Source organism: Nitrospina sp. P1_D6 (assembly GCF_052156615.1).
Lineage (GTDB): Bacteria > Nitrospinota > Nitrospinia > Nitrospinales > Nitrospinaceae > Nitrospina.
The window spans coordinates 41,185-52,763 of sequence record NZ_JBQKUN010000006.1; the positions used below are offsets into that span (position 1 = coordinate 41,185).

The following is an 11,579-nucleotide window of genomic DNA, read 5'->3' on the forward strand; positions in this document are numbered from 1 at the left end:
ATGCCAGCTCAAGAGGTTTCTCCAGATACATCACGCTACCGGATAATTCTGGTCCTGGCTGTATTGAGCTTTCTTCCAACTCTTTTCCTGCCCTACACAGGTGAGGAAGGGGTTTATACCATCACTTCGATGGAAATGGTACATCGCAGCGAGTGGCGGACTCCCACCTTTTACGGGGAACCCTATCCGCGCCCTCCTCTGATGAACTGGCTGGTGATTCCCCTCGCCCACATTACGGGGTGGGAGAACGTCCTGGTTGCATCGCGTCTGGTGGCCGCCCTGGCTACGGTGGGGACGGGATGTCTCCTCTTTGCATTTGTCTCGCGAGTTTATCGCAACAGCCGACTTGCTTTTATGAGTGTCCTGTTTTTCTTTTCAGGCGACGTCCTGTTTTTTCGCGGCTGGCTCGCTTACGCCGACCCGCTGTTCGGAATTTTTGTTTTTATCGCCGTAGCCTCGTTGATTTTGGCGGTTCATGAAAACCGTGTTGAATTTTTAATCGGCGTTGCGTTTGGGTTGGCGGGATCGTTTTTAACCAAAGCGGTGACCGGATATGTTTTTTACGCCGTTGCTCTTGGTGCTGTTTTTATCCTCGAAAAATCGGGGCGCAGGATGTTAGGGTCACCCCTCTCGATTCTGATGCATGCGCTCGCGTTGCTGGTTCCCCTCTTCTGGTGGGGTTGGGTTGAAGGTGGCGGCACTCATTCCGCCATGCTGAAGGTCTTGATCGACAAATTGAGCGGTGGGGGGTCCGCATTTTCTCCATGGACTTATTTCAAGGACCGGGTTGCTTTTTTAACCGAGAGTTTTATCGTCTTGCTACCGGGAAGTGCGATCATGGTTTTGTTGATATTTCAAAACCGCACCCTGCCCTCTTTAAAAGATAATTCTTTGGCAAAAATTGTAGCGTGGCTCGTATTTTTGAATTACCTTCCTTACCTTTTTGCACTCTCAACCAACATCCGTTACATCCTGCCCCTCTATCCGTGGTGCGCGCTGTTGTTTGCTCTGTGGGTGTCGAAACCGGAAGGACTCCCTCTTCGCAAGTGGATGGTTCCTCTTTTCAGCGTGATGGTTGCCATGAAACTGGTGTTCACGACCGGTGCCTTTCTCTGGTACAAAACGAAGGGTCATCTGGATGCCTACCCCAACGCCGCGCGGCAGGTGATGGCCACTACAGGATCCCATCCTCTGTATGTCGTCGACTCTTCCTCTCTCGGACTCAGCGTGACGGCACACATCGACAGCCTGGGATTTCCAAAGCCTCCCTTGACAAAACCCGGCCCGGGTTGGACGGATGCCTTCGTGCTCGCACGCGAATACCAGTTCCCAGATGACCGGGTGGTGACCACCTACCCTTTGCCCGGAGGAACCCTATACCTGCGGTGCCGCGGCACCGTCTGCCCAAAATAATCGTCCCAACCCACAACTTTCTGAAAGCCCTTGAAGGCGAATCAAATTTTGGTCGCGGTACTTAAGAAAACATGTTTCATAATTGTGAAAATCGCCATCCACAAATCTATAAGGGCGTTCTCAAAACAGGATTTCTCTCTAAAGAAGAAAGGACCCGGACATATGAATTATTTTTTTGTATATTGAGTTTTTACTACTTAATCCAATTGGACTATAATAGACGCATTCGACTGAAGGCACATTATTTGAATCGCTTCGCAGCAGAGGGTGCTTCCTGTTCATCCCCCGGCCTCAATTAAACGGGTTTGGATAAAAGCATTGGCACTTAACCCACCTGCTTTCTGGAGCGATCACACTCAAGCAAAACCTCCTTTTTATTCGGAGGTTTTATTGGTATAGAACCAACCGTTTTCTTATTCGTCAGGAATGGCCATGAGCAATTCTGGAACGAATTCACGCCGCTCCCCGGAAGGACTGGGTCTGGAAACAGGACCTTTTTCTCCGCAAATTCTGGTGGAAGATGGCCAGAGGCAATCCCCTTCCTTAGTCAAAGTTCCCAAACGGCTGGCGGGATGGGCCCGGGTGACCGTATTGGTCTTTCTTATTTTTGCCGCTTTTGTCATTTTCGTTCCCTGGACCCAGACCATTACCGTTCAAGGCCAACTTTCCGCCTACCTCCCGGAGCAACGTCCTCAGAAAATTCATTCCAGGATCAATGGAAGAATTCTGGAATGGAAAGCGAACGAGGGGGTCCATGTGGCCAAAGGACAGATTGTCCTCAAACTTGGTGACATCAATCCCAATTTCATGGCGCCGGACCTCATCAAGCGCCTGGACCAGTCCCGCCGGGCACTGGAAGAGCAAAGGAACGCTTCCCTTGAGCAGGCCCGGCACCTGGAGGGGCGAGCGGAAGAAATGGCCCTGCTCGTCGAAGCCGCCCTTTCCAAAGCAGAAGCCAGAATCTCGGAAGCGGAGAACAAAATCCAGAATATCGAACAATTGATCCCACCCGCCAGGGGCGCAGTTGAAACCGCCAGGCTGAACCTGGCACGGTCCCGAAAACTGGAGGAGAAGGGTCTGCTGTCGCGGCGGGAACTCGAACTTGCTATCCAGAAAATGACGGAAACGGAAGCGGAGCTGAAAGCGGCGGAGGCGGTATTGAAGGAAGCCCGGAATGCCCGGCAGGCTCTTGTTTTCGACCGGGAAAAAATCCAGGCCGAGCTTACCCAGACCTTGCTGGATATCCGGTCAAAACGGGCGTATGTGCTGAGCCACGTTTCCAAGATCGCCAGTGATCTTGCGGATCTTGAATTGAAACGATCCAACGCCTTCCAGAGAAACCAGGCCGGACACGTGGTGGCTCCGTTTGAGGGAACCATTGTCCGCCTTTCCGCTTTGGGTCCGGGGGAAATCGTCCAGGAAGGTGACCTGTTGTTCACATTGGTTCCCAAAAGCAATTCGCCCGCAGTGGAAATGTGGGCCAATTCCATCGATGCGCCCCTGCTCCGGGCGGGGCACAATGTCCGTCTGCTCTTTCAGGGAGTGCCGGCCATCCCGCTTCCAGCCTGGCCCGAACTGATGGCGGGAACCTATGACGGGCGCATCAAGGTGGTTGACAAGGCGGTCAGTTCCAATGGCGATTTCCGCTTGTGGGTGGTGCCTGATACCGACCGGCGCCGTTGGCCGCCACAATGGCAGGTGCGCCCCGGCACCAACGTTAAAGGCTGGGTCATGTTGAATCGTGTGCCTCTGTGGTACGAAATCTGGCGCAGAATCAATCTCTTTCCACCCGATTATAAAGTCCAAAACAACAAACGCTTTTTAGAAACCATCCTTCCCAAGGCAGGAAGGCCAAGGAAATAATGTTATGGAATTACGGCAATCCCGGTTTATTTCCAGAACCATTAAAAACCCGTTTGCTGGTAAACCCGTAAACCTGAAACTGATGGTTTTGATATGGATGTTGGGGGCGGCGGTTCCGGTCTCCCCCTTGTGGGCAGACGATATCATACTGACTTCCCCGAAATTGGAATCCGGGTCAATTTTGACCATGGAGGCGATATTTGAAGGTTTGGAAGAAGAACACCCTCTTCTGAAAAGAGCCCGGGCCAAGCGAATGATTGCCAGCGGTAAACTGCTGGAAGCCCTCGGGAAGGTGGAACCCAAACTGGTAAATGACTGGGAACTGGAACGCCTTGCCAAGGATGGCACCACCAAAAGCGTGGGGTTCAATGATACCTTTCTGGAACTCCAGCACCGCTGGGGCATTAAGGGGTTTGTTGGATTTCGCGCTGGAATCGGAGATGTGGAGGTCGCTGACCTTGGGATCGATACCACCAACCAACCCTTGATGGGCATCGTGATTCCGCTCCTTCGCGGTTTCATCAACAATCCTGAAAATGCGCAGATAGAAAAAACCTCACTGGCGGACCGACAGGCAACGCTGGATATCCAGCAAACCCGGCAGGAGCTGTACCTCGGTGCCGCCACCCAGTACTGGAACTGGGTGGCCGCTATGAAAATCCGGGCAATAAATAAAAAGGCGGTGCAGGTCGCCGAAGAACGCGTGACCCAGTTGATGGATCAGGTGGAATCCGGAGCCAGGGCTCCTTTTGACGTCATTGATGCCCGCCAGGAAGCACAGCAGAGAAAAAACAACCTGATCAAGGCCAGCCGAAGTGTGGAAAAGGAGCAGTTCAAGCTGGCACTTTTCATGTGGAAGGATGACGATGTAGTGGTCCCCGATAATCTCAGCGCTCCCGAATTTCCTCCCGCGCATCCGGACCTGGCATTGGTATCGTATGAAGTGGATCGTGCCGATGCCCTCTCCAAACGTCCTGAAGTGAAACAGGTGGACCTTGAGGCCGAATTCAACCAGATCGACTTGAAGGTAGCCGAGAACAAAATGCTGCCGGAACTGCTATTGGAAGCCTCACCCACCAGAAAACCCGGTGAATTTGTGCTGGGTCTGGGATACCGGTTCGGAATCCAGCTTTCAATTCCTTTCCGGCAACGCGAGGCCCGGGGTGACCTCCTCAAAGTCCGGGGGGAAGGAGAGCGTCTCAGAATGCTTCAACGATACCAGATTCAGAAAATCAAGATGGATGTGGACAATGCCCGCTCTTCCCTTCTCCGCGCACGTGAAAGAGTGGAAGTTCTACGCCAATCCCTGGATTACGCTCTGGAACTGGAGAAGGGCGAGCGCACGCGTTTCGAACTGGGTACGGCAAGCCTGCTTGTCGTGAATATCCGGGAGCGCAACGTCCTCAATGCACAGAAAGAATGGATCAATGCGATGTCCGATTACCAGAAGGCCCTGGCGCTTTACCATTGGGCTACCGGAAAATGGGCAAAGGGTTTGAACCCTGATGAAACTCAGGAACCGGAGGAAAACGAATAGATGCTCAATCGGGTCCCAACTCTGAGGGAAAACCTGGATCGCCTCGGCCTGTTTTTGAGACAGGACCGGAAAATTTTCTGGTTCATGATCATTTATGCCGGGGCGGTCGGTGTATTTTCCCTGATCATTCCTTTAACCGTCCAGGAAATGGTCAACACATTTGCCTTCGCAGTCACCCCTTTCATGGTCGCCACACTGGTCGGCATCATGGCGGGGATCCTGCTTTTTGCCGGAGTTTTCCGTGTCCTCCAGTTTTATGCAACGGATATTGTCGAACGTCGATTGTTTGTCCGTGTGACGCTGGCTCTCGCCAGGGTATTGCCGCGCTTCAAGATGGATGATTTCCGCGCTTACAACATCAATCAGTTTTTCGAACTGGTATTTCTCCAACGGGCTTTTTCCAGTTTATTCGTGGACCTCACGAACGTTTTCGTCAGTGGAATCATCGGAATGATCCTTCTTGTCCTGTATCATCCCTATTTCATCATCTTCGACATTTTCCTGGTTTTAGCCATCGTCGTGATCGCGGTGCTGGGCAAGGGCGGCCTGCGCGACACTCTGGAAATGTCGGACGCCAAATACGCCACCTTCCGCTGGTTTCAAAATATTGCGGAAAACCTTCTCCATTGCAAATCCATCGATTGCTCATCCATTATCCAGAAACGCGCTGATCATTTGGCATCGGCGTACGTACAGTCCCGAAAAAGCCGGTTCCGCGCATTGCTGAGACAATATATCGGTTCCATCATACTCCAGGTTGTGATCCATACAGGATTGCTTGGAACAGCGGGTTGGTTGTTGAGTCAGGATGAACTGACGGTGGGGCAACTGGTTGCAGCGGAAGTGGTGGTGGCCAGCCTGCTGCTCAACATGGAGCAGGTGATAAAGCGGTTTTATGTCATCTTTTATTTTTTTACCGCACTGCATGAACTGGAGCACCTGTTCTCCTCACCCCAGGATGAACTTGAAGGCGGATCCGAGCTCATCATTCCGAAATCGAGCGTCAAGCAGCTGCACCTTCAATGCAACGATTTGAGTTGGGCTATTGGCACGGAAAACAATATCAAAAGCATTCCATTTGAAGCACAGCCGGGAGAAAAGTGGGCCGTCATTTGTCCCACTGAATTCGTCTGTCATCGCGTTTCCCGGATTCTGGCCGGCCTGGCACCGGTTTCACATGGTACGGTTTTGTATAACAAAATGGATGTGAGAAGCCTTGCGCCAAGTCAGGTTTACGCCCACCGCAGCGTAATGTTCCATATGTATTTTACGCTGTTTGAAGGGACGATTACGGACAACATCACTATGGGACGGCCCGGGATCAGTTCCCAGGATTTGGTATGGGCTTTACAAGTTACGCAATTGAGGAGTGAACTGGACAGACTGCCCCATGGCCTGGAAACCCCCGTTTATGATGAGGGTCAGGACATTCCTCCCAGCCTCCGGGTACAGATTTTACTCGCGAGAGCCATTATCACACGCCCGCCCCTGTTGATTTTGGAAGGGGCATTGCATGAAGTACCGAATCAAAACCGGAAGCTCATCCTCGAAAACCTTTGCTCTCCAGACCATCCTTGGACGCTCGTTATCGTTACCGCCGATCCCAACATCAAGGACTTCACTGAAAATCAAATGTCTCTTCCGGAACTCCAGCTACTATAAACCACCAACCTATGTGTCCATGCAAACTCGCGACTGAAAAAGAGGGGACAGGGGGGCAGGGTGTCTCTCTGTGGAAAGGCCTCAGAAGGCCATCATCGGGAAAGTCGGATTCCCGGCTACAAGCAACGGCTCGAACTCATTCCCGGGTGGGACTGGATATTCTCGTTGTTGTCCACAAAATTCGCTATGAATCCTTGGGCGCAAAATGATCCCTTCGAAGCACACTGGCCTCCAGCACGAAAACCCCTCCTGAGTGACGCTCCAGAAACGGTTTGAGGGCAGAGAGAATGGGATCCAGTTTCTCTTCCGGCACGATGGTGAGGACCATCTGCAAACTGCTGGTGTCATTGAACATCAGATGGCCTTCATGAAAGCCGTGATGCCCTTTTCCTGAAATGTTGCTGAAAATCGTATAACCACTGGCTTTAATGCGATCCAGGACATCTGTCACAAAATGAAGATGCTCTCCCTCGACAATGATTTTTATTTCTTTCATTGGATGAAGTTCAATACCACTCATGATGCCTCAATCCTCCCAAACAAATTGGTTTTTATTGAACTGGCTCCCAATCGTCAGGCGATTGAAAGAGAAAAAACTCCATGCTATCGGGATCCAGAGCAACGAGATGAATCCATTGATTTCGTAACATTTCCTGAAGAAATTCATGTCGCGCCATGACGTCCGTGATTTTTTTCGGGGGAGCCTCAATCACAGCGAATAGCCGCATGGGCTCATGATAGGGTTTGTCCCCATCATAAACCGTTTGGATGGGAAGTCCAATACATAGATCGCTTTGGGTTCCATACATGACTCCCAGGCGGCCCACCACGTTGTGGTAAACCTTGCTGCCGCTCCCGTACACCTCGGGATCCACGGTGGAAAAATAATGCTCCATGTTGATCCAGTTGCCGACGATCATCGGGGCGGTCATGATGATCTCCAGATACTTTCCATTGGGGTCCTGACTGTGGTCATAGGAATGCAGAAAAGCCCGGCCTTCCAGATTGATCCCCTGGGTCAACAGGCGACGCCCCGCAATGAAGGCCGTATGCCCGGAAAGCCCCCATTCCGGCCGGACCTGCGACCAGTCCACGCTCCGTTTCTTTGTCAGATCCAGCGCTCGGAACTCCCCTGTCCTTTTGGGCTCGTCCGGGAAGCGGCCCAGCCGTTCCCGGCTGTTGTTTTCACCTGCTTGCCTGAGGTCTTTCTGAAGCCTGAGCAAATCCTTTCGATGGGTTGCCGGAACGTCTTCCAAGTCAAACAGTTTAACCGCATCCGTGGTCGTGTCGTGCTGACCTGGAAGAAAATGCGTATCCGGGGGAATCACTAGGCCCTTTTCGGCCAGCATCTGCCGGACCTGGGGCTTGTTCGCCATGACCGCCAGGGTTCTGGCGTTGGAGACCCCGTGGTTGCCGCCGCAGGCCCCGCAATCCAGGGCGGATTCGTAGGGATTGTTGTCGGATGTGCTGCCATGCGCACAGAGCAGGACGAGCCGGGCAAATGTTTTCGTGAATCCCATGATTCTAAGGGCCGTTTCCACAAAATGGGCCTGCTCCGTTACCGTAAACCCGGTCTGTGTGATTCGGTGCATCCGATGGGCCACGTCCCGCTCGGTAATATTGAAATCATTTCTGAGCACCTGAATAAATTTCTCCAGGTCGTATTCTGTCCAGCGCAACAACCGAAGCAATTCGGAATTTCCGTTGGATTCGCCGGAATTTTCCTGCATTGCCAGTTGCCGCAATCGTTCAATCTGGTCATGGGGAACGGCGGCACCTCTCCGGCCATACCGCTCTATCAATAATTTATAAATGGCCGCCCGGTGCTGGGACGCGACCATTTCCTGGGCTTCTTCGCGGCTGATCTTGTCCACGGTCAGCGTTGTGTTTAAGGGAACGTCAAACGGGTCTTTTACCATCGATATAAAAGACTTGTACAGTTTGGGATGCAGGGTTTGGCCGAAAAGCTTGAAACCATAAAACCAGCCAATCGCTTCCACCATGACATAGGGCGTGATCACGTTCTCCTTGAGTTCTTCAAGCAGCGCATTGCCGGTCTTGGCGAGTTTCTGCCGGACCAGGGCTTTTTCTGCATCCCAGCCCTGGTAGGCGCGGGGGATTTCCCTGACGATGTGTTTTGGTTTTAGAAGGACCGGGCATTGATCCGTTTGCTGTTCGCTGGAAAATCCCTGATAACAAATCGGGACCCCAAAGAAACCGGCGAATCCAAACGTTTCATTCCCACCCACTTCTTCAAGATGCCTCCTGAAACCCTCGGAACGAACATCAATACAAAAAACCGCCTGGGCCAGTGGCCTCGATTCCTGGGCTTTTTCCTCCGCCGAATCGTCCTTGCCCAGTTTTTTAAAATTGGGCGAAATCTGTTTGACAAATTCTTTGAGATAGCTGGATTCAAATGCCTCGAGCCAGATGGGTCCGTGCCGGGATTCCGGGAACTCCTCGATCCAATCAAACAACGTGGTCAATGCCTCCGGTGTGCTTTTCAGAAATTCCTGAACCGGAAGGGCCAGAGATCGGGCCAGGTGCAAAATGACGAGGGCTTGAACATCCGTTTCCTGCTGTTGCCGGATTCGTTCCCATTTTGCAATCAATTCCGGATCACACCGGTCAAGAACGTCGATTCTCAACGGATTCTGAATGAACAGGGACGCATTCAGGCTACCTTCCAGTTCATCCGGCAGGCCGCGCAATTGGAATTCCTTATAGAGGCCGTACCCAATGGAATGATTTTTCAGGTAGGATTGTATCGCTTCATAGTTTCCGGGGATCCCCAGTTTATCTTCACACGCCAGTGCCACAAATTCCCGCTCATAAAACATGCGGACAGCCATATACTGGACCAAGTCGATGGGAAAAGACTGCTGCCATTCATAGTCCGTCTGGTCCGCCCGCCATTTGATGAACCCGGTCCAGCCGGACATGCGGGTCAACTTCAACGTGAAATAGTTACTCCACAATTCCTTGGGAAGCTTCATCAAATTCAAGCTTTCCAAAATGGAGTCCTCAGGCCGGTCCGGCAACCCCCGGATTTTGGCCTGCCAATTTGAAATTCCCAGAATGGCACCCGTTGATTCATCCTGGGCTAATTCTTTCCATCCATTATAAAAAGTTTTTTCGCGGCACGGCATGTGCCAAGAAGCATGCCCTTCATCGAGAAACCCCGCACACCATTTGATGAACTCATTGTTTATCTGGTCCTGTACGGTGGTCCCCAGGGAATGATCGCACCATTCTCCCATGGTGTACTTTGTTCCAATATCCTCCTGCTCCTGGCATCCGTGCTCGGTCAGGAACGATCCCTGCTGCCGCTTTTTTGTTAACTCCTGAATTTTTTCAACGAGGTTCCTCACCCCTGGCTGGTCCAGGGAGGTCTTCAATACCGCCGAACTCACATCCGGAGCGATTTTTCCGGTGCCGTGAATGAGGAGGGTTTTTAAAACTTCCTGATGGGAAAGTTTCCGGTCGCCAATTGCGATCACCGTATCCTGCGACACGTCTTTCAAGGCATCCTTAACCGCCTTTTCAGATATCCGGCCCTCTTTGAAGTAATTCCGGTACTCTGTATTGCACAGATAACCACGGCCTCCAAAAACCCGTTCACCCTCCTTGATCGCCTTTTCAAAGGACAATTCCTCCAATCCATGAAGCGGATTGTGGTGGATGAAGGTTTTCATCGGCCAGAAATACGAGATCGTTTCACCCGCCAAATTAACGAGTGAACGCAATTCCATCCGCTGCAATTCACTTGGCGCAACCTTTTCTTTGACTTCAAGGCGATTCATGGCTTGGGCTAGCTGACCTCCAAAAAATTATTTATTGAAAACAGCGTGCTAGTGGATCATCCCACTGTACGCTGCAAAAATTAACAAAGCCGATACCGCAAAAAACTCTCCTTTTCGCAGGTCCGTATAGGGCACGTCCGGGCGTACCTTGCCAAAAGCAGTTTGATGAAGCATCCGCGAGAAATACCATCCCCCTCCCAACCAGACCACAAGAAATGTGATCAACAGCACGGCGATTCCCCCACCCTGCGTTGCCGTTGTTTCCATGAACCTCAATCCGGAAAAAGTTGAAAACAGCGGGAGAAACATGGCGAAACTCACGAGAAAAACCATGACCATGCCAAACCGGGGCATGGGGGAGGCCAGACCTGGAAGTTTCCCCAGGATGTTCCATCCATAACGCTGGCGGACAAAGGAAAACGCGAGGATGACGCCCCCCATCAAAAGGGCCACGGCCACCCCAAAGGAGACTCCCCATTCAGGGAAACTGGAAAACACGTCCAGCAACCCCCAGACCAGGGCCACATGAGCCACAGTGGCGGAGGCCACAAACAAGTTGCTTTTCGGCTGGCCAAGACAGGCCATGGAAGCATAAACCGCGCTTGCCAAAGCAAGCAGGCTCACCCCGGAAAGCATTTCAGGAGTGAGGAGGGAATGGATCCCGTTCAATTCTGAAAGTCCGATGGCCAGCCACAAGACAATCCAAAAGCTGGACAGAGTCCCTTTCGCATTCTCAATCACTGCCACGAAGGGAAGATGAAATGGGGCCAGCGGCAGGAAGGTCACGGCAAGGAAAAGACCCGCAAACAAACCCAGGAGGTTCCCAATTAAAATGGAACTGATGGCCAGGATGATCGCAACCACAAGATGGGGAAAGACCAGTTTTTCCCTGATCGAATTGCTTTTTCCACGATTGAATGTGGTGAGGACGTATCCCAAAAGGCCGATTAGAAATAGCCTGCCCACCAGCCCCTGGTGACACAGGACACCCAGGCCCAGACCCAAAACAATCAGGATCGAAGCACTCACGTTGGCAGGCTCGACCGTATCACCCTGACCCAGAATGGAACAAAATCCGGAGAGCAGCACCGCACCTGTCAAAAGGAGGACCGGCGGTTCCATGCCAAATGCAGACTGCATCAAGACCATTCCGCCAGCCAGAAAAACAACCACTGCCAGCCCCATGATCTTGAGCCTGCCAGGTGAAATGCGCGAAGCCTGCCACACCACCCCCAGAACCACTGGGATCAGCACCAGTATTATTGAAATGAAATTATCTAAAATCATTTTGATTTCCGATT

7 protein-coding genes are annotated in these 11,579 nt (G+C 51.9%); 4 read left to right on the forward strand and 3 right to left on the reverse strand.

All coding sequences use genetic code 11. From position 1 onward, the window contains the following. From ACTRXA_RS11270 to ACTRXA_RS11285, 4 genes are all read left to right on the forward strand, one after another. Complete coding sequence (locus ACTRXA_RS11270) at positions 1-1,413, forward strand: ArnT family glycosyltransferase (RefSeq protein WP_442427292.1); 1,413 nt, start codon at positions 1-3, stop codon at positions 1,411-1,413. Between the two features lie 432 nt (positions 1,414-1,845). Beyond that, complete coding sequence (locus tag ACTRXA_RS11275) at positions 1,846-3,276, forward strand: HlyD family secretion protein (RefSeq protein ID WP_442427293.1); 1,431 nt, start codon at positions 1,846-1,848, stop codon at positions 3,274-3,276. Between the two features lie 253 nt (positions 3,277-3,529). Then, entirely contained in the window at positions 3,530-4,813 is a 1,284-nt protein-coding gene (locus ACTRXA_RS11280; RefSeq protein ID WP_442427294.1) for a TolC family protein, read from the forward strand. Then, positions 4,814-6,475 carry an ABC transporter ATP-binding protein gene (locus ACTRXA_RS11285; RefSeq protein ID WP_442427295.1) on the forward strand — a complete coding sequence of 554 codons (1,662 nt, stop codon included), beginning with the start codon at positions 4,814-4,816 and terminating at the stop codon, positions 6,473-6,475. It begins immediately after the preceding gene. Between the two features lie 184 nt (positions 6,476-6,659). On the opposite strand, the gene ACTRXA_RS11290 is transcribed toward ACTRXA_RS11285, so the two are convergent. From ACTRXA_RS11290 to ACTRXA_RS11300, 3 genes are all read right to left on the reverse strand, one after another. After that, entirely contained in the window at positions 6,660-6,995 is a 336-nt protein-coding gene (locus ACTRXA_RS11290) for a P-II family nitrogen regulator (RefSeq protein WP_442427296.1), read from the reverse strand. Positions 6,996-7,026: 31 nt separating this feature from the next. After that, positions 7,027-10,221, reverse strand: coding sequence for a DUF2309 domain-containing protein (locus tag ACTRXA_RS11295; protein WP_442427297.1), 3,195 nt, complete (start codon positions 10,219-10,221; stop codon positions 7,027-7,029). Between the two features lie 105 nt (positions 10,222-10,326). Next, positions 10,327-11,565, reverse strand: coding sequence for a hypothetical protein (locus tag ACTRXA_RS11300; RefSeq protein ID WP_442427298.1), 1,239 nt, complete (start codon positions 11,563-11,565; stop codon positions 10,327-10,329). Positions 11,566-11,579 lie beyond the last annotated feature (14 nt).

Bases quoted from the DNA above. Each gene is read 5' to 3' on its own strand.
- ACTRXA_RS11270 (WP_442427292.1), top strand. From the start codon at position 1: ATGCCAGCTCAAGAGGTTTCTCCAGATACATCACGCTACCGGATAATT.
- ACTRXA_RS11275 (WP_442427293.1), top strand. From the start codon at position 1,846: ATGAGCAATTCTGGAACGAATTCACGCCGCTCCCCGGAAGGACTGGGT.
- ACTRXA_RS11280 (WP_442427294.1), top strand. From the start codon at position 3,530: ATGATTGCCAGCGGTAAACTGCTGGAAGCCCTCGGGAAGGTGGAACCC.
- ACTRXA_RS11285 (WP_442427295.1), top strand. From the start codon at position 4,814: ATGCTCAATCGGGTCCCAACTCTGAGGGAAAACCTGGATCGCCTCGGC.
- ACTRXA_RS11290 (WP_442427296.1), bottom strand. From the start codon at position 6,995: ATGAGTGGTATTGAACTTCATCCAATGAAAGAAATAAAAATCATTGTC.
- ACTRXA_RS11300 (WP_442427298.1), bottom strand. From the start codon at position 11,565: ATGATTTTAGATAATTTCATTTCAATAATACTGGTGCTGATCCCAGTG.